Origin of the sequence: Streptomyces sp. CCM_MD2014 (assembly GCF_000772045.1) — a bacterium.
GTDB lineage: Bacteria > Actinomycetota > Actinomycetes > Streptomycetales > Streptomycetaceae > Streptomyces > Streptomyces salinarius.
Genome location: NZ_CP009754.1, coordinates 1730168 through 1753690, shown reverse-complemented (window position 1 = coordinate 1753690; position 23523 = coordinate 1730168). Strand labels below are relative to the sequence as shown.

Below are 23523 nucleotides of genomic sequence, written 5' to 3'. Positions count from 1 at the left end.
GACGACGTCAGCAGTGATTGCCGCGAGGGCAGGCAGGATGTCGAGCCCGTTGACGCCGGCCGCGTCGTGGGCCGCTGGGCCGGCCGCGTGTGGTCATGCTGCCGGTCGCGTCGGCCACGGTGACGGCTGCGATCGTGGTGATGACCGCCGACGGGCCCGCTGGACGACCTCGGCACGAGCATACGGCCGGAAGACGGCACGTCCCCTGCGCCGAGCACACAAGGGACGATAAGACGGGGCCGGCCCGCCGCCCGTGAGGGTGGCAGGCCGGCGAGGCCGCGCCGCCTCCGGTGGCAACGCCGTGGCCTGCCCACTTCGAATCGCCACTACGCGTCTTCAGCGGGTGCGTGAGTCAGACCTCTGGGGGACTGCACCGCAGTTCCGTTACAGAACCGGCTCCGTCCCGACACGCCATGTGGCCGGTCCCCGCCCCTGTTTCAGGCCAGTTTCGCGGTCAAGGTGATGGTCGTGCCGGTCAGGGCCTGGCTGACCGGGCAGTTCTTCTTGGCGTCCTCGGCGGCGGCGACAAAGGTGTCGTTGTTGAGGCCGGGGACGGTGCCCTCCACGGTTAGGTGGATGCCCTTGATGCCCTCGCCGGGCTGGAAGGTGACGTCGGCGGAGGTGGTGAGCTTGGTGGGCGGGGTGCCGGCGCCGGCCAGGCCGTGCGACAGCGCCATGGAGAAGCAGCTGGAGTGGGCGGCGGCGATCAGCTCCTCCGGGCTGGTCCTGCCGTTCGCCTGCTCGGCGCGCGACGGCCACGACACCGGCTGCCCGCCGATGCCGGACGAGTCGAAGGTGACGACACCGTTGCCCTCGAGCAGGTTGCCTTCCCAGACGGTGTGTGCGGAGCGCGTGGTTGCCACGGTGGTTCCCTTCGTTGAGCCTTCGGCCCCTGATCGGGGCAGCGAGCCCATCGGATCACAGGAGGACGTGGCACGGCGGCACGATGTCCCACGGCGATACCGGCGGTCGTGCGATGTCAGCACCGCCCGCGAACGCAGCCCATCACCCGGACGGCACGCTTCACGAAGTTGATCGTGGTTTACTTCTGCGTAAGCGTGTACTGCATGCTGTAGGGGCATGTGAGGCAGTAAGGCGAAGGGTAAGAGCTCCGACAGATGATTCCTCAGTTGCTGGAGCAACCCTCTCGGGTCGGCTTGATCAGTCGCCAGGCCGGAGCAGCGTGCCATCTCGTCTCTCCACGTCGGCTGCGTCACGCTGCACGCATCGACCCAGCGCGTCCCGGACGACCCGTGCAGATATCGTGATCTGTCGTCATCGAGAGCCGGTACACATGCTCGTCATCGGCGCATTGCTCGGGGCGGCAGTCGACGGCCGCCCGTTTCACCCGCACCGCACGCCGGTGCACCGCACGAAGGAAGCCTCTTCCATGGAGTCCGTCCGCGTTCTGCTGGTCGACGACCAGCAGATGATCCGCACCGGTTTCCGTCTCATCCTCGAATGCGAACCGGACATCGCCGTTGTCGGCGAGGCGTCCGACGGCGACTCCGCTGTTGAGCAGGTCTTCGCCGTGCGGCCGGACGTCGTCCTGATGGACGTCCGCATGCCCGGCACGGACGGTGTCGAGGCCACCCGGCGCATCGTGGAGTCCGGTGCGGAAGCCCAGGTCGTGATGTTGACCACCTTCGACCTGGATCGGCACGTCCTGGACGCTCTCAGGGCTGGGGCCGTTGGTTTCCTGCTCAAGGACGGGCCCGCACAGTCTCTGGTGGAGGCTGTAAGGATGGTGGCCGCCGGTGACGCGGTCCTGTCCCCCCGTGTCACTCGGCGGCTTCTGGACCGCTTCGCCCGTCTGCCTCAGCCGGCCGTCGGGGCCGCGTCCAGGCGGCTGGAGCATCTCACGGTCCGCGAGGTCGACGTGTTGCGTGCGCTGAGTCGGGGGCTGTCCAACGAGGAGATCGCTCAGGAGTTGGACGTCAGCAAGAACACGGTCAGGACACACATCGCTCATATCCTGGAGAAGTACCACCTGCGTGACCGGGTGCAAGCGGTGATCCTGGCCTACGACGCCGGCCTGGTCACACCGGTCGGGCACGCTTCCACCGTCCGCTGACAGGCTGCTCCTCCCTGACGGCCTCCCACGAACGAGTCGTCAGCGCGGGGCGCGAGATCAGAGGCGCAACGGCAACTGCTCGGGCGGCACTTCGTACGGCACGGCCTCGCGCATACCCGTGTACCTGGTCCGGCCCCACCGATGTACGGCGTCGACAGAGACCCCGTACGGCGTCAGACGTCCGTTCAGCCGCATCACACGGGCTTGCAGCGCCCGTTTGCGCACCGGCTCCCCGGCGGTGCCGAGCAGTAGTCCCAGATCGTGACAACACCACTGACGGGTAGGCAGGCTCAGAAGTTCCAACAACACCTGCTGAGAAGCCTGGTGAGGCACGACCTGCGGACGGCTCCGGACTGGTACCTGCAGGCGTTGACGCCTCGAAGAGAGATCGATCCACCTACGTTCGGCGACGATCCGACCGGCCAACTCCCTGGGAGGGGTGTCCCGGGGGAGCACGTTGACGGCCCCCGCACGCAGCGTGGCGACCACGTCCACGTCCCGGGGCGCCAGCACCACGACCGAGGAGATCGTGCTGAGCACGCGCACGCGCTGCTCGAGTCGGTCCGTTCCACCGTCCTCGGACACATCGAGGACGGCCAGCCCGTCGGGCCTGCGCAGCAGCGACATGTAGGCCGGTGCGGAGCCCCATGAGTGGGACAGGGCCGGCAGCACGTGGTACGGGCGCATGGTGCGCAGCAGACGGGCTGTCTTCTCCCGGCGCAGCGAGAGGACGACATCGACGGGGCAGGAGGAGGACATTCCAGTTGTGGGCATGGGCATGGGCATGGGGGCGGGGGCCGGGGGGGGGTACTCGTGTGGCGGGGACCGTCCCATGGTCAGCACTCCCGCGCGCCACCGGCTGCTCAAGCGGTGGTCGTCATGTGCTCACCTGTGCTCAACGGCGGCCGCCGAGGGTGCAGGGGCGACGAACTCTCCACCCCTCGTGGGCGGCCGCCCGTGGTGATCCACGGACGCATATGCTCCTCTCGGAGTACTCCCGTCGCGGCCGCGCTCCGCGCTGTCGCGGTCAGCGGCCCGGGCGCGTCGGGCGAGACGGAGAGGCGGAGTGAGTGAGCACGCGCGGCGGCAGCCTGGGCCGGCGGTTGGAACGAGTCCGGGAGCGTTCATTCCTTGGACGCAGGGATGAGCTCCATTCCTTCCGCGCAGCGTTGCACGGCGCATCCGACGCCGCCTGCGTTCTCTACCTGCACGGTCCGGAGGGCACGGGCAAGTCGATGCTCTTGCGCCGGTTCGCGCTGGAGGCCCGTGCCGCAGGCCGCACCGTCGTACGGGTCGACGGGCGGACCACGCCGGCGACCGCCGATGCGTTCACGCGTGCCGTACGTCCCGTCACGCGGGAGCCTGGAGCCGTTCTGCTCGTCGATTCCTTCGAGCACTGCCGGTCCTTGGAGGGCTGGTTGCGTGAGGAGTGCCTGCCCCGCCTCCCCTGGGGCACCGTGGCCGTCGTGGCGAGCCGCCACGAGCCTGACCCTCACTGGCCGGCCGACCCGGGCTGGACGGGGCTGCTGCGTGTACTGTCCCTCGGCGGTCTGAGCAACCCCGACGCAGCGGCGTTCCTCCGGCAGCGAGGCGTGCTCCCTCACCTGCACGACGCCCTGACGGAGTTCACCGGAGGGCACCCCCTGGCTCTCGCCCTGGCCGCGGAGGCGGCGGTGCGCACGGAGATCGGGGGCGGTGCCGATTGCGCGGATCCTGCGCTGGGCCAGGACGCCGTCGCCACTCTGCTGCGCCGGCTCGTCGGTACCCCGCCCGACGAGGCTCACCAGGCAGCCCTGGACGTGTGCGCCCAGGCCCGCGTCACTTCGGTGGCGTTGCTGCGGGCGGTCCTCGGTGACCAGGGTGAGGATCTCTTCCTCTGGCTGCGCGACCAGCCGTTCGTCCAGACCACCCGGCTCGGTGTGGCACCCCACGCCGTCGTACGCGAGGCGCTGAGAGCCGATCTGCGCTGGCGTGATCCGGCCGGATTCGCAGAACTGCACCGGAGGATCCGGGGCCACCTGCTCGAACGGACGCGGCTCGGACCCGCTTCCCGCGTCCTCGAGACAGTGGGGGACCTGCGCTTCCTCCACCGCTCCGGGCGCTTTCTGGCAGATGCGCACGGCCGGCCGTCGGGCGGCCGGGCCGAAGAGCTGCCCCGCGCGGTCGGGCACGAGGCGACGCTGATCCGCCGGATACGCCGCCAGGAGGGACCGGAGTCGGCGCGCATAGCCGCGCACTGGCTACGCGAGCAGCCCGAGAACGTCCATCTGCGCCGCCTCGGGCCCGGTGAGGATGACGTCGGAGGTTCGGCGTGGTTGAGGCTCACGCCCTTCGAAGGGGAGGCGGAGGACCCGGTCGTCGCCGCCGCCTGGGCGCACACCAGGAAGCACGGTCCGGTGCGGGCCGGCGAGCACATCGCGCTGGCGCGGTTCCACGTCGGCGAGTACGGCGATCACCGTCCCTCCCCCGTGATGGACGCGTCCCTCGGGCGCATGGTGGGGGAGATCATCCGCGACGACAGACTGGCCTGGGCGTTCGCCGTCCTGCGCGACGACGGCTTCTGGGACTCTCATCTGCGCCACCACGCCATGGAGCCGACGGCCGGCACGGTGACCGTCGACGGCCACCGTCACCGTCTCTTCGCCTGCGACCGGCGTGCCCTGCCCGCGGTGTTGGGGGGTGCGGCGAACGCTCCCTTGCTCACCGGCGCCGCTCCTGGTCCAGCCCGCTCCGGGAAGGATCCGCGCACGGCGGCGGAGATCCTGGTGCTGGGCGAGGAGGAGTTCGCCGTCGCCGCGAAGGCCGCTCTGCGAGCCTTGCGCCGGCCACGTGAGCTGGCGCTCAACCCGCTCCAGCGCAGTCGTCTCGTCCTGGCGCACGGCATGGGTCTCAAGGACGTGGTCACCAGCGCGATCGGCAGCCTGCCGCTCGAGCGCGGTGGTGACAAGGGCTACCGGGCGGCGACCGCCGCCTACGTCGAAGGGGCCTCGACGCAGGCGGCCGCCGCTCGGCGCCTGGGGCTTCCCTTCAGCACCTACCGCCGCCACCTGGCGTGGGCGACACGCCGGATCACGCGGATCATGTGGGAGCACGAGCTGTCCGGAACCCCGCTGCTGTCACCCGCGGACCGGTCGCGGCGTTGACTCAGGTGACCGGGAGAGCGAGGGCGGTCCCGGCCTCGTTGTCGTGGGACCCGGTGCCGTCCTCGTGGCCAACGGGATCGGCGAGGACGCAGGAGCTCCGGTCGTCCGGCGGGGGCGGGCCGTACACGGACGGAAGGGGGAGGGCGGCATGCACACAGTAACCGCCTCCGGGCCGGTGACCGGTGTGCAGTGTGCCGCCCATGGCCGCGACCCGTTCCCGGATCCCGACCAGCCCGTGCCCCGCCCCCCGGTCGAAGACGTGGGCCGGTGAAGGCGCGGCCTGCTCGCCGGGGCCCGCGTCGCAGATCCTCAAGGAGAGCCTGCGACGGTCGTGCTCCCACGCCAGCGTGACGGCGGTGCGGGTGCGGCCCGCGTGCTTGAGCGTGTTGGTGAGGGCTTCCTGCACGATCCGGTAGACCGCCAGTTGCGAGCCGGCCGACAGGTCGCCCGGTTCCCCGCTGATGGCGCAGTGGACCTGGAGACCGGCGGCACGTACCGACTCCAGCAGCGCCGGGATGGCGTCGATGGTGGGCTGCGGCGGCTGCTTGCTGGGGTCGGTGTCGTCCTCGTCGTCGGTGCGGAGCACGTCCAGCAGTTGCCGTAGCTCGGCGACGGTGGCCCGGCCGGTCTCCTCGATGGTGCGGTGCAGTTCGTGGGCCTTCTCCGGGTCGCGGGCCTGGACCCGGTCGGCGGCGATGGTCTGCACGACCATGAGGCTGACGTTGTGGGCGACGATGTCGTGCAGTTCCCGGGCGATGCGCGCGCGTTCCTCCATGACGGCGGCACGGGCTTTGGCGAGCTGTTCACCCTCCAGTGCCTTGGCGCGCTCCAGCGCCTGATCCTGCATAGCGGTCCGGGTTCGTACCAGCCGGCCGAGGGACCAGGCCGCGGCCGTCAGCACCGCCTCGGTCGCGCCCGCGGCAAGCCAGTGACCCGCGGGCGCCAGCACGGCTTCCGTCACGGACAGCGCCGGAACGTGGAGGAGCGCCACAAGAGCGGCGGTGCGGTGTTCGGTCCGCACGGCGGTCAGGAACAGGGCAGTCGCGGCGCACAGGTAGGTGGGGCTGATCGCGGTCCCCTGCGGCCCCACCAGGTGGGGCACGTAACGCAGCGCCTGAAGGATGCTGCAGGCGACCGCGACAACCACGAGGCTCGCCAGCGGGAACCGGTGATGAACGGTAATGGGCGCACCGCAGACCAGGATGAGCGCGACCCACCAGCCGCCCGGCGCGTTGTGCAGGGCCTCGCTCGCAGGGACCAGGGACGGCAGGGCCAGGCACCAGCCTGTCAGGAGAACGCCCAGGGCCAGGTCGGTCAGGGCGGGGGGCAGACGGCGGCGCGGCCACGAGTTCAGTGAGCTCATGACGGTCCACGGTAGACCGCGCCGACCGACAGCGGCCCGCCGGGACACCGGAAGACGGCTTACCCCTCGTCCGTGGGTCAGCGCGAGCACGGACAGTCCGGATGTCTGTGCAGAAGCGTCCGGGTGCACGTACTCGTTCTCCAGGACGAGCAGGAGAGCGACCTCGTCCGGTCGGCCGATCCGCGAGTTCCACTCGAAGGCGGAGCTCGCGGACGACCGGGACGGTTGGACTGGAGGGGTTGACCGATCCCTTCGCAGAGGAGTTCCGGTGAGTCCGGGACCAGTCCCTACCCGAGCCGACCCAGTGAGCGGCAGCAACGCCACGGACCCCGCCGGCTCCTGTGGTGGCGGTCTGCTCGGCGAGCACGTGGACGCCGCACGTGCCCGGGCCTTCGTCGGCAGGGCGGCCGAGCGGGACGCGTTCCGAGCGGCACTGGCGGGAGAAGCCGAAGCCCGTCCCGTCCTCTTCGTGCACGGGCCCGGCGGTATCGGTAAGTCCGCCCTGCTGCACCGCCTGTCCTTGGACGCGACCGCCGCCGGCAGGACGGTGGTGTGGGTGGACGGTGCGAGGACACCGGCGGACGCCTGCGGTCGCCTGGATGCGTTCCGTGACGTCCTTGACGATCCCGCACCCGTCCTGTTGGTCGACAGCCTGGAGCGGTGCACCGGGCTGGAGGCGTGGCTGCGCGAGAGCTTCCTGCCCGACGTACCGAGTGATGCGGTCGTGGTCATGGCGTCAAGAACCCCGCCGCAGCTCGGCTGGAGAACCGATCCCGGCTGGGCCGCCTGCGCCCGGTCCGTGAAGCTGCCCGCGCTGAACGCGGAGGAGACCACCAAGGTCCTGGGCGACCAGGACGTGCCGCCGCCCCTGCACGTCCCCGTGCGGGAGTTCGCGGGCGGCAATCCCCTGGCTCTGTCCCTGGTCGCGGCCACCGCCCGCACCGGTGGGGAAGCGGGGTGGTCCATGGACGGGGGCGTCTCCCGACGGCTGACCGCGGTCCTGTTCCACCGTCTCGTCGGCAGTCTTCCCACCGAGCAGCACCGACGGGCTCTGCAGGTGACCGCCCGGGCAGGTACCGTCACGGAGGAGTTGCTGCGCGCCGAACTCGGCGCCGGCGCGGCGGCCCGGTCGTTCGCGTGGCTGCGAGCGCAGCCCTGGGTGACGGCCGTCGGGTGCGGCCTGCTGCTGGACGAGGCGGTACGCAACACGGTCGAGCACGACGCCAGATGGAACGACCCCGATGGGTTCGCCGCTCTGCACGAGCGCCTGCACGACCACCTGGTGGAGCAGATACGCACCGTGCCTTTCGACCGCGCCCTGGACGCTGCGGGAGCCCTGCACCGCCTGTACCGGGACATCACGGTGCTGCCACCCGCCCATGAGGGGGCCGCGCGGGACAGCCACGAGGACGAGGCGTGCAAGCCTGTGGACGAGGCCACCGTGCTCGGCCTGATCGAGGACTGCGAGGGGCCGGAATCTGTGAAGAACGCACGGTTCTGGCTGCATCACCAGCCGGAGGCGTTCAGGGTCCGGCGGCCGCTCCCGTACGGCCCACCGCGAGCCTGTTCGGCCTGGCTGCGGCTGACGGCGTACGAAGGGGAGACAGCAGATCCCGTGGTCGCCGCCGTCTGGGACCACGTCCGGCGGCACGGGCCACTGCGGGCGAACGAGCGGATCTCGGTGGCCCGCTTCCACGCCGGCCCGCAAGAGCGACGGGACGCCTCATCGGCCATGGCGCTGTCGCTGCGGGGCCTCGTCGCGGAGACCGTGCGGACCGGCGGACCGGCCTGGGTGTTCTTCGTGCTCCGGGACGACGGCGTCTGGGACGGGGCGCTGCGCCGGCACGGGCTGCTTCCCACGGAGCACCGCTGGGGCGTCGGTGGCGTTCTCCAGCGTCTGTTCGCCCGTGACGTGCGGGTCTTCCCCGCTTCCGACTGGCTGCGGGGGCTGCTGCACTCCGTGTCGGGTGAGGGCGACGGCCGCGACCCCTGCCATCGCGTGAACGGTACCGGCCTCGTCCGCACGGACGAGGCGCGGACGCGGACAGGGGTCCTGTCCGAGCAGGAGTTCGCCGACGCCGTGCACGCGGCACTGCGTGCGTTGCGGCGGCCGTCGGAGCTCGCGCTGAATCCGTTGCGGCGTAGCCGGGTGGCTGCCGTAGGCGGTGCAGACCTGGCGTCCGTGCTCCAACAGGCCGTCTACGAGCTGGCCGAGGAGCAAGGCGGGCACGGACCGCACCAGGCCGCGGTGACCGCGTTCGTCGAAGGGACGGCCACGCACCGGGCAGCGGCCGAACGACTGGGAGTGTCTCTGAGCACCTACCGCCGTCATCTCAGGACTGCGGTCGAGCGCGTCTCGGCTCGTCTGTGGCATGAGGAGGTGTACCCGTCCGGTGTGCCGGACGGGTACACCTCCTCCGTGGGCGACCGGGAACAGAGCCGCGTGGAGCGCTGACGCACGAGGGCGGCAGGCGGAAGGGCGGCACCCTCGTGCGGGTCTATGCTTCGCGGACTAGGTGCGATTCCTCCTGGTGGCCGAGATCGCAGCGGATTCCGCGCGAAAGGATCGGCTCATGGATCGCATGCATGTTCTCGTCGCCCTGATCGCTGTTGTGGCCCTTGCCCTCACCGCGTGGACCAAGCCTCTCAAGGTGTTGTCCTTCTGGCCCCTCGTCATCGTCTGCATGATCTCCTACCCCGTGGGCGCACGGCTGTTCTCAGCGTTCGAGAAGGGGCGGTCCGGCGGTGCGTGGGTCGAATGGACCTTCCTGCTCAGCGTCGCCCTTCTGATCACCGTGCTCGTCGCGTCGGCCCTCCGGTTCCTCACGTCCTCCCGAGGCCCACACACCGACCGTCACGCCTACCACCAGGACCCCGACGCGTGAGTGTCCCTCTCCCGTAGTCTGGTGAACCTTGATCTGTGACGGTCCGGGGTTCCGTTCCCCTGAGTTCGGAACGCTGCTGCGGCCCCGGACCGAGAGGTCGTGTCGGTGAGCGGGGCGCGGGGCGCGTGTTCCGAACACTCCGTGTCGTTCGGCAGCGTCGCCGACACGGCTGTTCAGCCCCATGCTTCGACGGTCAGCTTCGTCATGGACGACAGCCTCCCGCTCCGGCCGGGCCCGCACGGGAATGACCCCCTTCCAAGGGGCCGGGATCCTGCCATGGGGGACGACACCGCAAATGACGGTGACGAGCCCCGGTCGGTGGCCCCGCAACGGCTGTCGGCGGTTGCCGCACTCCTGCACCGTGCCCTGCCCCCGCCTTCCCTGACTTCATAAGCCGAGGACCACTATGCCGCCCCCGCCCCGATGACCACCACACCCCATCGCCCCCGTCTGCCTCACACCGGGACCCGCACCCTCACCCGTCCCGCTACGCTCGCTGACTTCGACGCGGTGAACGCGCTGCAAAACCGCTGTTCGCTCGAGACGCGCTTCGCGCGCTACCAGGCCGCCCGGCGTTCCCTGCGCCGGGGCGAGTTCCACCACCTGACCCGCCCCGGCCTGGGCCTCACCTGGGTCACCCACCCGGAGGACGACCCACAGCGACTCATCGCGACCACCAACCTGGTCCGCACGACCGAGCCCAGCACCGCCGAACTCGGCATCATGATCGAGGATCCGTGGCAGAGCCGTGGCCTGGGCACCACGCTGGCGCAGTACGCCCGGGAGCAGGCCCGCACCTTCGGCTGCTGCTCCATGAGTGTCATGACCGGCTTGGACAACGTGCGCATGCTGAGAATCCTGAGGACGCTCGGCGCCTCCCGGCCCGCCGTTCACCGCTCGACCGCCGACCTCACCGTCCCCGTCGAGCAGCCGTAGCCGCTGCTGCCGGGCACCGCTGTCCTCCAGGACCGCACCGATCAGCTCGGGATCGATGATCTCGGTCAACTCGCCCAGATGGCCGGGCGCATACACGTCGAGGGCTGTCGCACCGGACCTGACGCTGACAGGATTCTGCGGCAACGGAACCTCCGGGACACTCGCAAAGGTTTCGACACCATGCGAACTACCAGAGGTCCCGCCTTCTCGACAGGGCGCACGAACCCTTAACGCACTGGCGTTGCACACAGTGGGACGCCATCTCGGCGCACCGTGGCCGGTGACCGGTATGCGTCTGGTGAACGTCCGCCCAAGCACCGGGTACGGCGGTTGCGGCGGCGTCGCGGAGGGGCGGTCGTTCAGCCGAGGGTGTAGCCGTACTTCTCGGCAACCTCGCCCATGGCGACCACATCGGCCGGGTCGAGGGGAGGGCCGACCTGGCCCCGGACACCGGGGCGGCCGATCTCCTGGAACATGCCGTCCATGCCGCCAGGCACATAGAGGAAGTACATGCGGGCGGGGTGGTCCGGGCTGGTGTTCTTGAAGGAGTGACGAACGCCCTGGGGGACGTACACAACCCCTCCGGGTTCGACGTCGAACTGCTCGTCACCGGCGGTCACACGAAGTGTTCCCTCAAGAAGAACGAACGTCTCGGACTCGCCATGGTGGGTGTGCGGCGGGGGGCCGGCATCGGCCGGAACGACGGCCTCGGCCAGGGCCAGTTCACCGCCGGTGTCAGCGGCGCTGAGCAAGGTGGTGTAGGTGTCTCCTACGAGGAACACAGGGGATCCACCGTCCGGCGGTATGTGCAGTGGGGGCAAAGACATGGTTCGTACTTTCTTGCGGGTGCGGGGAGCGCTGTGGTGCGCCTGGCTTGTGGGAAGAGACGTGGCCTGTGCCCGGACCACGGGCCGTCAACCGCCACCTCGCGCCCATCCGGTGCCGGGAACGGTCGAAGAGCGGCCGGCGAAGATGCTCGCCGGACGGGTGGCGAGAACAGCGCCGCTCGTGGAGGGCGTGGCGTTCTCGAGGGTGTCGCGGGGGTGTCGCCGGGGCAGTGACGGCGGCCCGCCGGATCGGCCCGTTGCGTCGACGACTGCGGAGCGTGTGGTCTCCCAGGAGTCGCCGGAAGGATCGTCTGCCCGCCGTTGGGGCCGGGTAGTTCGCGCCTCGGTGGGTCCGTCCGCCAACAGCATGAAGGGGCGGCAGAAGCGGGCGGCCGCGGTCAGCTCCTCGGGAGCCCTGCTGCCGCTCGTCTGCTCGTCGATGCCGAAGAAGACGAAGGCGACGGCGCGTTCGCCCTCAAGCGGGTTCCTTCCCAGACGGTGGGTGCAGGCACGGTGGGTCCCATCCTCCTCGTGTATCGAGCCTCTCGTCGGAGCTGCGGGACATATCCGAGCACACGATGCCGCGATACGGCGGCTGGACGAGTGACAGCAACATGGCACCTTGTGTCCCTCTTGTGAGGAATGATTCGCAGGGTCGGCGGCCGTCTCGCCGACCGTCGAACGACGCACTCCCAGCAGTGTCGATTGTCTCGACCGCCGGCGAGGTTCACTTCCGCGAAGGGCGTGAGGGGAGCTTCATGGGCAGGAGAAGCCAGGAATCATGCATGGAAGATGCCGTACAGGTGACCTTCGCATTGCTTCAGTAACTGATGTGGCGCGACTCGTCGATCACCGGCAGGAGCAACGCGCCGTCTCGTCCGTCCGCGAACCCCGTGTCTCGACGGCACGGATCGTCGCAGTGAGATCACGGAACGACCCGTGCGGGTTTCGTGACCTTCGCTGCCGGTGGTCTTCGTGGTCGTACCTGCCGAGTAGCAGCGCACGGGGAGCGGACAAAGGCCCGGCGGTGACTGTTCCGGGGCCTGGCCCGTCCGCGCTGGGCGGCCTTGCTTTCGGGGTCCTGGACGGCAGGCGAAGAAGACTGGGCGGAGTCGGCCCGCGCAGGGCAGCGGCGGCGCAGTCCACCGCGGGTCCGCGATAGCGCCTGCCGACTTCGCGGCCAACTCTCCCTCTGATCGCCCTGGTGCAGGCAAGCGGAGGGCCGCTCAGAGAGCCGGCGTCACCGACGGGCGGACCAGCCCACTCTCGTAGGCGAAAATGGTCGCCTGCACACGATCCCGTAGGCCCAGCTTGGTGAGCACTGAGCTCACGTGCACCTTCACCGTTCCCACGGCTACTTCCAGACGCGCGCCGATCTCCGCGTTGCTCAGGCCCGTGGCGACGAGGACGAGGATCTCGCGTTCGCGGTTGGTGAGGCTGTCCAGCGCCCCTGTGATCTCCGGAGCGAAGGAGGCCCCCTGAGCGAAGGCTGCTATCAGACGCCCCGTGACCGCGGGCGCGAGGACGCCGTCACCGGAGGCGACCACCCGTATCGCGGCCAGGAGGTCCTCCGGCTCGGAATCCTTGAGCAGAAAGCCGGAGGCCCCGGCGCGCAGAGCCTCGTAGACATAGGCGTCGAGGTCGAACGTGGTCAGCACCAGAACCCGGGCGCCGCTACCGTGATTGGTGATCAGCCGGGTCGCCGTCAGTCCGTCCATACCCGGCATGCGGATGTCCATGAGCACCAGGTCGGGCGCGAGCTGTGCCGACATCGCCACAGCCGCGTCACCGTCCGCTGCCTCGCCGACCACGGTCATGTCGGTTTCGGCCGTCAGGATCGCCACGAAACCCGCGCGGACGATCGCCTGATCGTCCACGACCAGCACACGGATACCGATGGTCCTGCTCCTCTCTTCGCCCGCACCCGGGCCACTGTCTGCGCCGCATCCTCCCATGGAGGCGGTGCGCGGGACCCACCAGGTCGGCGTGCGCATCCAGAGGCCGCCACGCAGTCGCCGACCTGTCGGCACGGACACTTCTACATGCGAGGGGTGTTCGTCACGACGGCTCTTCGAGGCGCTTTCGGCGCTCTGCCGGCGTCCAGGCTTCCGAGCAACTGGCGCATGGCGCTCAGTGTCGCCCGCGTAGCCGCGGCCACCTGCTCCAGGCTGCCCTCCTCAGCCGAGGAGATCATCCGGTCCGTCTGCCGGAGCACCGTCTCCCGCAGACCGACGGCGACTCGCTGCCGTTCGCCGTGGACCATGGCCCTCGTGCTCGACAGCACAGTGGTGAGGGCCGTGTCCTCCCGGCCCAGTTCCCGCCTGCGACGCCTGTGCATCAGCCATCCCGCCCCCCAGGCGGCCGTGCATCCCAGGCCGGACAGGAACAGCGTCCAGCAGGCGAGAAACAGCACGAGAAAAGGCCCGGCCGGGTCTCCGAGCAGCGTCCCGTCGGCGGCGAAGGCGGACGTGAAGGAGATCGCCGACGGGAGAACCGCGGCGGGCACGGACAGAAACGACAGCCGTGAGCCCGCCGGAGATGTCAGTGGATGCGCCGTCGGCGGCGGGACGTGTCGGCCGGAGGGCACGGGCGCGGTTCTCAGGACCCGGCCGTACGCCGCGACCGCGTAGACCGCGGCCGGTGCGACGATGCCGCCGCCGAGGAAGCAGATCGCGGAGGACGGCGGCAGCGCACCACCGCGGAGCAGAACCGGCCACAGGAGGGCGGCGGCCCCGGTCACCGCCAGGACCGCCCAGGGCGCGTGGCGGCGCCACAGCAACGGCAGTGCGTGGAGGGTCAGCACCGACACGAGCAGCAGGCAGGTGCCGGCCCCGTAGCCGGCGTCCTCCGCCTTCGTCAGGGCGACGCCCGACGCCACCGCGGCGGCCGAGCCGAAGACCGCCCTGTCCGCGATCCGCTGTTCGCGAGGAAAGTCGCGCCGACGTCCTGGGCTCGGCCGAGGGCCGGACGCGGCGTCGGGGAGCACGGCGTGTACGCGCCAGCCTCCGTCGGGGCGGGGTCCCGCGGACAGCCTCCCGCCGAGGACGGCGGCACGCCGGTGCATTCCTTCCACCCCCCGGCCGGAGCCGATCCCCGCCGTGCCGGTGTCCGTGCCGCCGGGCGGCCTGCCGTTGTCGACGGTCAGATGCAAAGTGTCCCCGGCCCGTTGCACCCGCACGCTGACCGCGGCGCCCGGCGCGTAGCGAAGGGCGTTGGTCAGGGCCTCCCGGATGATGCCGTGGGCCGCTTCCGCCGCGGGTCCGGTGAGATCAGCGGGCAGGGAGACGGAGACGGGGCGGCCCAGCCTGCCGAATCCGGCGATCAGCGTCTCGATCGGAGCGGTCATCGCCTGGGGAGCCGGTGGGTCGTCCACCTGCATGACCGCTACGAGACGCCGCAGTGCGGACTGGGTCTCCCGTGCGGTGCGGCGCGCGAACGCGAGTGCCTCCGCGGCCAGGTCGGGCCTGCTGTCACCGAGCCTGCGGGCGGCCTCGACGGATACCACGACGGAGGTGAGGTGGTGCGCGCTGATGTCGTGCAACTCACCGGCCAGCCGTTCCCGTTCCGCCTCGGCGGCCTGCGCCTGCTGCTGCTCGGCACCGGCCAGCCGCTCCGCCGTGGCCTGCCGTTCCCGCAGCCAGTGCCGGCGGCCGGTGCCGAGAGCGGACACCAGCAGAAAAGGGCCGACACCAGTGAGCCAGTCGGAGAGGAGAAGACCGCCGACGCCGTGCCGTGCGGCCGCCTGCAGGAGCTGGACGACGGCGACAGCCGCGGTCGCGCCCAGGCCGACGGGCCAGCTGCACAGAACGGTGACGGTGAACAGCGCCACCATGACCGCCGGCCCCGGTACCAGGCCCAGCAGGTCGGGTGGCGCCAGGATCTGTCCCACCACGGACACCGCGACGATGACGCCCAGGGCGGCGAGCGGTGCCCGGTGACGCCGATCGAGCGCCACCACAGCGAGCGCCGTGGCACAGAAGGCGGTGATCCACTCAACGGTGTCCGGCGGCTCCTTCGAAGACGCAACGACGCTGAACCACAGCAGCAGTTGCGCTCCCATGAACAGTACCGGCAGTGGCCTGACCCGACGTCCTTTCCCCATTGGCGCAAGTGTATGGCCGGGCGTCGCCCTCCCCGACACCGCGGGGTTCAAGGGGTCACGCGGTGCCGGCCCTGCGGTCGCGCCACCGCTCTATGTCCCGCGGACTAGGCGACGATCCTTCCGGCGGGCGACGGGGCGGCACGTTCAGCGCGAAAGGATCGGCACATGGATCGCGTCGTCGCGTCGAGCCTCCGGGGGGATCAGGTCCTTCCAGGGCACACGCACCGACCGGTACGCCCACCACCACGACTTCGTGTGAGCGGCCGTCCACTGCGCCCGTATCACCCACACCAACTGGAGACCGGCACAAGCATGCCCGCACAACCTCGCATGTCCCGGACCGCTGTCGCCCTGGCGTCGCTCGCCGTGCTGGCGGCCACCGCGGTGACAGCCTGCAACCCCGAGACCGCCGACGACGCTCGCGGCGATGCCGCGATACCCGCGGTGCCCACCGCTCTCAGCGAGCAGGAACTGAAGTGGAGCGCGTGTTCCGCTCCGTCCACGGCCCAGGGCGGCGGAGACAGGCCCGAGAAGCTGCCGGACGGAACGACGTGGCAGTGCAGCACCATGAAGGCTCCGCTGGACTACGCGGACCCCGATGGCGAAACCATCGATCTGGCCCTGATCCGGGCGAAGGCGTCCCCGGACTCCGGCGAGAAGCGCCTCGGGTCCCTGGTCTTCAACTTCGGCGGCCCCGGCGGCTCCGGGGTGCTCACCCTCCCCCTCGCCGCCGGCGACGAGTACATGACGCTTCACAAGCGCTATGACCTGGTCAGTTTCGACCCTCGCGGGGTCGGGGACAGTGCCGGCGTGCACTGTCTGGACACGAAGGCCATGGACGCCTGGCTGGCCGCGGACGCCACCCCTGACGACGCCACGGAGGAGAAGGCCCGCGAGCGTGGGGTACGCGCGTTCGCCCGGGCCTGCCAGAGCGAGTCGGGCGCGGTGCTGGATCACGTCGGCACCCAGGAGGCCGCACGTGACCTCGACCTGATGCGCCACGTCCTGGGCGACGAGAAACTCAACTACTTCGGCATCTCCTACGGCACACAGCTCGGCGGCGTCTACGCACATCTCTTCCCGAAGCGTGTCGGGCGCTTCGTCTTCGACGCCGTGGTCGACCCCACCGAGGACGCCCTGAACGGCGCCCTCGGCCAGGCGAAGGGGTTCCAGGGCGCACTGCGCAACTTCCTGGAGGACTGCGCACGGCAGGACTCCTGCTTCTTCGAAGGCACGAACCCGCAGCAGGGCGAGAAGGACATCATCGCGCTGGTCGAGCGCCTGGACACCGACCCCCTGCCCACGGAGTTCGGGCGTCCCCTGACCCAGAGCCACGCCCTCAACGGCATCGCCGCCGCCCTCTACGACCAGGAGAGCTGGCTGCTGCTCAGGGGCGGACTGGAGGCCGCCATGGACGGCGACGGCAGCGCACTGCTGCTGCTCTCCGACCTCCTCAACGAACGGATCGACGACGACGGATACGCCAACATCAACGCAGCCAACACCGCGGTGAACTGCGCGGACTACAAGGACCGCTTCACCCTTGAGGACGTACACCGTCACCTGCCCCGATTCCGCACGGCATCTTCGGTGTTCGGCGACTGGATGGCCTGGGGGCTGCTCCAGTGCACCGGCTGGCCCGCTGACGGCCACGCACCCAGCGTCGAGGTGTCGGCCGACGGCGCGAACCCAGTCCTCGTCATCGGCAACACCGGTGATCCGGCCACTCCCTACGAGGGTGCCAAGAAGATGGCGGACGAACTGGGAGAGAAGGTCGGCGTCCACCTCACCGTGGACGGCGAGGGGCACGGCACCTACGCCGTCAACGACTGCCTGACCGAGCTGGTCGACGCGTATCTGCTCGACGGGACGGTCCCGGCGAACGACACCGTCTGCTCGTGACGTCGGCGTCCCCGCGGCTTCCCGGAGCCACCGTCCCCAGCGGCGGGCAGGTCCGCTGCCCGCCGGCGTGGACGGTGCCGTGGACCCGCCCGGCCTCAGGCCCGACGGATCACCAAGGTCTGCGTCCGGCGGGCCGCCGCCCGCACGGCTCAGGGACCCGGCCGCCTGGAGCCCGGCGCGGTCCCCCGGCGGCCACGACGTCCCACCCGCCCCGGTGCTCCTCGTGCTGTGGGCGCGCCCCTGCCGAGGTTCCGTAGGCGCTGAACGCTTGGGGGCGGATGGCACAGCGCGGACAGTGTCCGCTCACCGTTGACCATCCCGTGCGACACGGCGGTCCGACCACTACATCGGTGCCGCTGACAGCCGGGGCTCGGACGGAGACCCGGCTGGGTGCGGTACCCCCGGGTTCGGACCCCGAGGGCACCGTCCAGGGGCGGTATCCGGTCCGGTGAGGCGGCGGGTCCGGGAACCGCCCCTCGTACGAAGGACGACGGCCTCGTCACGGACGGGTCTCTGAGCAGCGCTGAGGAGGGCACCGGGCCGGAGGTTGTCGCCCCCGGGTTCCGGCAGACCGTTTCCGCTGCCGGCCCGGACAACGCTTCTGCTCCGTCCGATGCGCCTCGATGGCCGGCATCCGCACCGGACGGACTCCGCTGCCGAGCCCGGGGCGTTCGGCCGGCGGCGGTTCCGGCTCTCGCGGGCGGGCCCGTGGTACGCCGGGGGAGCAGCGGTCGGCGTACGGCTGTCGGGGGAGGTCCTTGCGGGGGCCGATGCGTTGTGTGCCGGGCCGATGGCGGGGGTCACGGGGTGGAGTGGCGCATGGCCGGCAGGATCAGGGAGGCGCCCAGAAGGAGCACCCCGGCGACGACGAGCAGAATGCCGTCGAAGCCCAGTCCCGTGAGCGCACCGGCGAGCTGTGGGCCGAGGCTGGCGCCGATGAACATGCTGCACCCGTAGAGGGCGACCGCCGCACCACGTGCCTGCGGGGCGTTGGCGTTGATGGTCTCGACGACCGCGGGCGCCGCTACCGCGACGGCGGCCACGAACAGCAGCAGGGCCAGGGCGAGCAGCGCCGTGTGACCGCCGAGGAAGGAACCGGTGGCGACGGTGAGAGAGGCCAGAGTGAAGGCGAGGGCCGCGCGCAGGGGCGCGGGCAGCCGCCCGAGCACGGGGACCAGCAGGGGTACGGCGATCAGGGCGGGGAGCGCGCTGGCCCGCAGGGCGAGGATCGCGGTGGCATCGCCGGTGACGGCCGGTGGGCCCGCGATGGCCACCGCCGTGTAGAGGGAGACGAAAGCCGTCATCAGGGCGACGGTGGACAGGCACAGGGCGCCCAGCCGCGGCTGTCGCAACAGCCGCGGCATCGCCGCGAACGCCTGCAGCAGTCCGCCGTCGGTGCCTCCACGCGGAGTGGGTCGCAGGACCCGGCGCACCGGGAACAGGTTCAGGGCCATCAGCACGGCACTGATCCAGAAGACCGCACGCCAGCCGATTCCGGCCGCAACAGCCTGCGCGCCGACCTGAACAACGACGGCGGCGGCGAGCATGCCACTGGTGATGCAGGTGAGGGAGGTGCCGCGGTGTCGAGGCGCGATGTGCCGGACGACGTAGGAGAGCGCGGCAGGGGCGAAGGTCGCGGCGGTCAGTCCCTGCAGGCTGCGCAGCACGACGGCGGTGGGAAGGTCGGAGACCGCGCTGACCGCCGCGGTGGACGCCGTGGCGGCCGCGAGCCCCACGGTGATCACGGCGCGTGGTCCGTAACGGTCGCAGAGCGGGCCGGCGAAGAGGAACCCGGCTGCGTAGGCGAATCCGAATGCCGTCGCCGTCCACGTGACCTGACCGGGTGTGGTGCCGAACTCGGTGGCCATGGGGTGCAGCAGTGCCAGGACGGTGTACATCTGACCGACCATCAGCATGCCCAGCGTGGTGAGCAGTGCTGTGGTCCTGGCGGCCGGGGCCCAGCCTGGTGGCCGACCGGGCGTTCCGCTCCCGGTTGTGTGATCGAGTGCACTGGTGGGGTGGGACATGGGACTCCGAAAGAACGTCTGGTGGCCCCGTGTGCGGCATGACCGGCCGATGGCAGGCGCCGGGGACCGGGTCGGCCCCGGCCGGCGAGGGGCCGGCCGGGGGCGGTGACGGGATGATCAGGCTGCGTGGGTGTTCAGCACGTACTCGCGCGAGGCGTGGACCTCGCTGCGCAGGGCGGGCAGGTCGACGTCGAGGACCTGTCCGTCCCACTTGCGGGGCTCGCCGTTGATGAGGACGGTGCTGATATTGCGGGCGTCGGAGCCCAGTACGAGGGTGCCGATCGGGTCGTTGAGCGGCATGTTGTTGAGGTCCTCGGCCTGGATGACCAGCAGGTCGGCCTTCTTGCCGGGGGTGAGTGAGCCGGTGACGCCGGCGAGGCCGTTGGTGCGGGCGCCCTGGAGGGTGGCGAAGTCCAGGACGTCGTGGGTGGTGATGCGGACCGGCTGCCGGCCGGTGCCGTGGGCGGCGTTGACGGCCCGCATCCGCTGGATGGCGTGCAGGGCCCGCATCTGGGTGAACATGTCGCTGGCCAGGGCGACTTCGACGTCGATGCTGAGCCCGGGACGGATGCCGACGGACAAAGCCTCGTCGACGGCGGGGATCGCGGTCTCCAGGCCGATCTGGGCGTCGGAGGTGGGGGCGAGGGCCACGGTGGTGCCGCTTTCCCCCATCGCCTTCCATGCTTCGGGGGTCAGTCCGGTGGCGTGGATGAGGGTGACGTCGCTGCCGAGGATGCCGTCCTTCGCCCAGTTCAGGATCACCTCGGAGGAGGCTGTGCCGAAGACCGCGTCCACGCTCACCCCGATGCCCAGGTCCTTGGCGACGCGGGCGAGTTCGGGGCCGTAGGCGAGGGCCGGGCCGGCGATCTCGTCGGTGGCGAGCGTCGCCAGGCGCAGGGTCAGCAGTTGGTCGTCACTGTGGAAGTACTTCTCCCTGAGGCGTGTCAGGTCGCCGGGCCACTGCTTGTCCCAGTCACCGAAGTGCGGGCCCATGGAGGCGTGCACACCGCGGATGCCGGTGTCGCGGAGAGCCTCGACGGCGGCGTCGGAGTGTGCGGGGGTGCGGGAGTTGTGGGAGAAGTCGAGCATGGTGGTGATGCCGCTGTCGATCGCGGTGAGGGCGGCGAGCTTGGTGCCGGTGTACATGTCCTGGGGCCGGTAGACCGTGGCGTAGCCGGCCAGGGTGGACATGACGTAGGCGCCGAGGTCGTCGACGTCCGGCATGATCCGGCGCAGCTGGGCCTCCCAGGCGTGCCGGTGGGTGTCGACGAAGCCGGGACTGAGGACGGCGCCGGTGGCGTCGACGACCACGGCGTCACCGGCCTCGAGACCGGGACCGACGGCGGTGATGGTGTCGCCCTCGACGAGCAGGTCGGCGTTGGGCAGGACACCGAGGTCGGCGTCCATGGTGACGACGGTCGCGCCGGTGAACAGGATGCGCCGTTCGGCCGCGGGGCGACGGCGGAGCTGTTCGAGGGCGGCCGTGGCGGCGGTGCCGTTGACGTGGGTCATGGAAAAGCTGCTTTCAGTACTTCGGGGAGGGGGAGGGCTGCCGGGAACGCCCGGCAGCCCGGTTTCCGGTTCTGGCGGGGCCGGCCCCGGCAGCCAGGGCGCCGTTCACCCGGGCGTCGTGCGTCCAGGACCGAAAGGCTGCGGAGGCACGGTCCGGACCCGGTGTTGTCGCCGTGTGTGCGGGCGGCTCGGCCGTTGCCGGCCGGGCGGTTCAGCCCAGCTTCATGACGTAGCCGGCGTGGTGCAGCTCGTCGCCCCTGAACTCTCCGTAGGCCCAGAAGCCGAGGTCGTCCAGGTAGTCGATGCGGTCGCCGTCGATCCAGAACCGCCCCTGGTAGGCGTGGGGGCGGCCGCCCCGTGTCTCGTCGTAACGGCCGTCCGCGGTGAGTTCCTGGTGCAGGAAGTCCTGCCGGTCGATCCAGACGCCGAGCCGCGGGCTGCCGGTCAGGTCCGGAGCGGCGGGGATGCCGGCCTGGGGGGTTGTGGGCCCGCCGGAGATTTCGGTGCCCGACCACCGGACGGGACGGCCGGCCGCGACCAGTGCGCGGACCTGCTCCGGGTGGGACACGAGGGTGGCCACCGCGCTCGGCACGTCGGCGGCGAGTTCGTCGGGTACCACCAGGAAGTCGGTGTTGTTGCCGGGCGTCAGCGTCGCGACGTACTCCGAGCGCCGGCCGCGGCCGCCGGCCAGGGCGACGGTGTCCACTACGGCGGGGACGATGGTCGTGCCCGTGCAGTCGACGACGATGGCGTTGTCGTCCTGTGCCGCGGTGATGATGCCGGGGCCGACGCCGACGATCAGGTCGCCGACGAACAGGATGTCGGCACCGGTCATGGTCCCGATCAGCGGGTCCATCGTCACGATCCGGGCGTTGGTGAACAGGACGGGGCGGCCCCCCTCGTTCGAGAGGATCTCGGCGAGCGCCTCCGGGTGCCAGCTCAGGGCGCCGGTGTGGGCGTGGGTGTCGTTGGTGGTCATCGTTTTCCTCAGGGGTTCGGCTCTTCGGTCCGCCCGGCGAACGACGCGGGCTTCCTCACGGGCGGGTCGCGGCTGCTCGGCGTCATGGCAGCCGCACGACCACCAGGTTCGTCCGGCCGGACAAGCGGAACCAGGCCGCCGTGCACCCGGGTGCACGGCACCCACCCATGCCCGGCCGGAGGAGAGCGGAAGGGGCCGGCACCATGGCCGGCAGGGAGATGACGGGCACGGCACAGGCCCGGCGCAGAGCGTCCGGGGAATCTGTCCGCCCCGGCACGTCACTCCCGCTCCGTTCCGCGATCATGGGTGCACGGCTCCCAGGAAGCCCGTACCCGGGGACGCGGCGGCCTGGCCACCTTCCGTCATGGGGCCGAGAGTGAAGCCATGACCAGCAACGACACGCCTCGCGCTCCGCACCCGTACGTCGGGATGTGGGTGACCGCGGACGGATTCATCCGCCAGGAACTACTGCCGAACGGCCGCTACGACGAGGCCCGCGGACGGCGCCGGAGTGCCTACACCGGCCGGTACACCGTCAGCGGCAACCACATCGACTACGTCGACGACACAGGTTTCACCGCCACGGGGGACGTTCGTGACGGCGTTCTCTTCCACGAGCATCTGGTGCTCTACCGTGAGGGCGATCAGCGCGTCCGGCGGGAAGGTACGGGGTCGCGCGGCTGAGGGACCTGATCCTGGTTTCCCGTGGGGCCGTCGGTTCCGGGCGGCGACGCCGGGAACGGGCGGCCGACGGTACGAGGCACGGTTGCCCTCACCGGCCCGAACACGTCCAGATGCCACAGTGAGGGTTCGTCGCCGGCCGGCGAGCCTTCCTTCTCGTGCAGGACCCTTTCACAGGCGGGGCCACACAGCAGTCAGCTGTTGCCGGACGACAGCGAAACCTCGCGCACCACCTCTACCGACGCCTCTTCGCCGGCACCGGACCGGAGCACGGCGAAGGCGGCCGCGGTGGCGCTCGCTGGCTCTGCCTGGTAGACGACCAGCTGCTGATGCGGGGCTCCCCCGACAGTGAAGGCCGAGAACTGGATCTCCAGAGCACCCACCTCGGGATGCGACAGGTACTTCTCCTGCTGCGTCTTGCTCCTGACCTCGTGCCGTGCCCACAGCCCGGCGAACTCGGGACTCCTCCCGCGGAGCGTGTCGACGACCTCGGTGATCCGCGGGGACTCGGGGTCGTGTCCGAAGGCCGCACGCAGTTCGGCCACGCACGAGTGGGCAGAATCGTCCCAATCCCTGTAGAAGGCACGTCCCGCCGGGTCGAGGAAGACCATGCGAGCCAGGTTGTCGAACCGTTGGAATCCGCTGTGCAGGGCCGCGGCGAGCGCATTGCGCGCCAGGATGTCCAGGGCCGGGCCCAGGACAAAGGCGGGGGTGTCGGGCCAGCCGTCGATCAGCCGCAGAAGGTGGGGGTGAACCCTGTCGTGTCCGGCCGGAGCACCGCGACGTTCCTGGGGCGCCCTGGTGAGCCTGCGCAGATGGTCGTGTGCCTCGTCACTGAGGCGGAGGGCGGCGGCGACCGCGTCGATCACCTGCGGGGACGGGCTGGACTCCCGTCCCTGTTCCAGGCGCATGTAGTAGTCGGCGCTCACCCCGGCGAGCATGGCGACCTCCTCACGGCGCAGCCCCGGCACCCGCCGGCGCCCGTGCTCCGGAAGCCCCACGTCCTGCGGCTTGAGGGCTTCGCGCCGTGCTCTCAGAAAGTCTCCCAAGGGAGTGGTGTCGCTCATTGCTCCAACCTAACGGAGAGGCCGG

At 70.7% G+C, this 23523-nt stretch carries 17 protein-coding genes; 7 read left to right on the top strand and 10 right to left on the bottom strand.

Annotated features, from left to right (window positions below; translation table 11 throughout):
• Positions 1-437 precede the first annotated feature (437 nt).
• Complete coding sequence (locus NI25_RS07730; protein WP_061441726.1) at positions 438-863, bottom strand: OsmC family protein; 426 nt, start codon at positions 861-863, stop codon at positions 438-440.
• A 527-nt stretch (positions 864-1390) separates the two neighbouring features.
• On the opposite strand from NI25_RS07730, the gene NI25_RS07725 reads away from it, so the two are divergent.
• Positions 1391-2074 carry a response regulator gene (locus tag NI25_RS07725; RefSeq protein WP_061446812.1) on the top strand — a complete coding sequence of 228 codons (684 nt, stop codon included), beginning with the start codon at positions 1391-1393 and terminating at the stop codon, positions 2072-2074.
• A gap of 57 nt (positions 2075-2131) precedes the next feature.
• Here the strand turns inward: NI25_RS07725 and NI25_RS07720 are convergent, their stop codons facing one another.
• A complete protein-coding gene (locus tag NI25_RS07720; RefSeq protein WP_148315108.1) occupies positions 2132-2833 on the bottom strand; it encodes a hypothetical protein in 702 nt (233 codons plus the stop codon).
• A 410-nt stretch (positions 2834-3243) separates the two neighbouring features.
• Between NI25_RS07720 and NI25_RS07715 the strand changes: the two genes are divergently transcribed.
• Entirely contained in the window at positions 3244-5217 is a 1974-nt protein-coding gene (locus NI25_RS07715) for an ATP-binding protein (protein WP_061441724.1), read from the top strand.
• A gap of 1 nt (position 5218) precedes the next feature.
• Here NI25_RS07715 and NI25_RS07710 read toward each other — a convergent pair whose 3' ends face one another.
• Positions 5219-6580, bottom strand: a complete 1362-nt coding sequence (locus tag NI25_RS07710) for a sensor histidine kinase (RefSeq protein WP_061441723.1) — start codon at positions 6578-6580, stop codon at positions 5219-5221.
• A 304-nt stretch (positions 6581-6884) separates the two neighbouring features.
• Between NI25_RS07710 and NI25_RS38370 the strand changes: the two genes are divergently transcribed.
• The 3 genes from NI25_RS38370 to NI25_RS07695 all read left to right on the top strand — a co-directional run bounded on the left by NI25_RS38370 (position 6885) and on the right by NI25_RS07695 (position 10401).
• Positions 6885-9035, top strand: coding sequence for an ATP-binding protein (locus tag NI25_RS38370; protein WP_061441722.1), 2151 nt, complete (start codon positions 6885-6887; stop codon positions 9033-9035).
• A 118-nt stretch (positions 9036-9153) separates the two neighbouring features.
• Positions 9154-9465, top strand: coding sequence for a hypothetical protein (locus tag NI25_RS07700; protein ID WP_061441721.1), 312 nt, complete (start codon positions 9154-9156; stop codon positions 9463-9465).
• A 423-nt stretch (positions 9466-9888) separates the two neighbouring features.
• Positions 9889-10401, top strand: a complete 513-nt coding sequence (locus NI25_RS07695; RefSeq protein WP_061441720.1) for a GNAT family N-acetyltransferase — start codon at positions 9889-9891, stop codon at positions 10399-10401.
• A 359-nt stretch (positions 10402-10760) separates the two neighbouring features.
• Here NI25_RS07695 and NI25_RS07690 read toward each other — a convergent pair whose 3' ends face one another.
• From NI25_RS07690 to NI25_RS07680, 3 genes are all read right to left on the bottom strand, one after another.
• Complete coding sequence (locus tag NI25_RS07690) at positions 10761-11228, bottom strand: cupin domain-containing protein (protein WP_078884544.1); 468 nt, start codon at positions 11226-11228, stop codon at positions 10761-10763.
• Between the two features lie 1226 nt (positions 11229-12454).
• Complete coding sequence (locus NI25_RS07685) at positions 12455-13126, bottom strand: response regulator (RefSeq protein WP_061446811.1); 672 nt, start codon at positions 13124-13126, stop codon at positions 12455-12457.
• Positions 13127-13266: 140 nt separating this feature from the next.
• Positions 13267-15330, bottom strand: coding sequence for a sensor histidine kinase (locus NI25_RS07680; RefSeq protein ID WP_107071654.1), 2064 nt, complete (start codon positions 15328-15330; stop codon positions 13267-13269).
• A gap of 312 nt (positions 15331-15642) precedes the next feature.
• On the opposite strand from NI25_RS07680, the gene NI25_RS07675 reads away from it, so the two are divergent.
• Entirely contained in the window at positions 15643-17232 is a 1590-nt protein-coding gene (locus NI25_RS07675; protein ID WP_061441717.1) for an alpha/beta hydrolase, read from the top strand.
• A gap of 800 nt (positions 17233-18032) precedes the next feature.
• On the opposite strand, the gene NI25_RS07670 is transcribed toward NI25_RS07675, so the two are convergent.
• The 3 genes from NI25_RS07670 to NI25_RS07660 all read right to left on the bottom strand — a co-directional run bounded on the left by NI25_RS07670 (position 18033) and on the right by NI25_RS07660 (position 21750).
• The gene (locus NI25_RS07670) at positions 18033-19148 is read right to left on the bottom strand and encodes an MFS transporter (RefSeq protein ID WP_233520697.1); all 1116 of its coding nucleotides are present in this window, start codon (positions 19146-19148) and stop codon (positions 18033-18035) included.
• 228 nt (positions 19149-19376) lie between these two features.
• Complete coding sequence (locus tag NI25_RS07665; RefSeq protein WP_061441715.1) at positions 19377-20771, bottom strand: amidohydrolase family protein; 1395 nt, start codon at positions 20769-20771, stop codon at positions 19377-19379.
• A 211-nt stretch (positions 20772-20982) separates the two neighbouring features.
• On the bottom strand, positions 20983-21750 hold the full coding sequence (locus NI25_RS07660; protein ID WP_061441714.1) for an Atu4866 domain-containing protein: 768 nt from the start codon (positions 21748-21750) through the stop codon (positions 20983-20985).
• A gap of 384 nt (positions 21751-22134) precedes the next feature.
• Here NI25_RS07660 and NI25_RS07655 point away from each other — a divergent pair, with 384 nt between their 5' ends.
• The gene (locus tag NI25_RS07655) at positions 22135-22434 is read left to right on the top strand and encodes an Atu4866 domain-containing protein (RefSeq protein WP_061441713.1); all 300 of its coding nucleotides are present in this window, start codon (positions 22135-22137) and stop codon (positions 22432-22434) included.
• Positions 22435-22625: 191 nt separating this feature from the next.
• Here the strand turns inward: NI25_RS07655 and NI25_RS07650 are convergent, their stop codons facing one another.
• Positions 22626-23498 (bottom strand): helix-turn-helix transcriptional regulator, encoded by an 873-nt coding sequence (locus NI25_RS07650; protein WP_061441712.1) that lies wholly within the window; start codon positions 23496-23498, stop codon positions 22626-22628.
• Between the last annotated feature and the right edge of the window lie 25 nt (positions 23499-23523).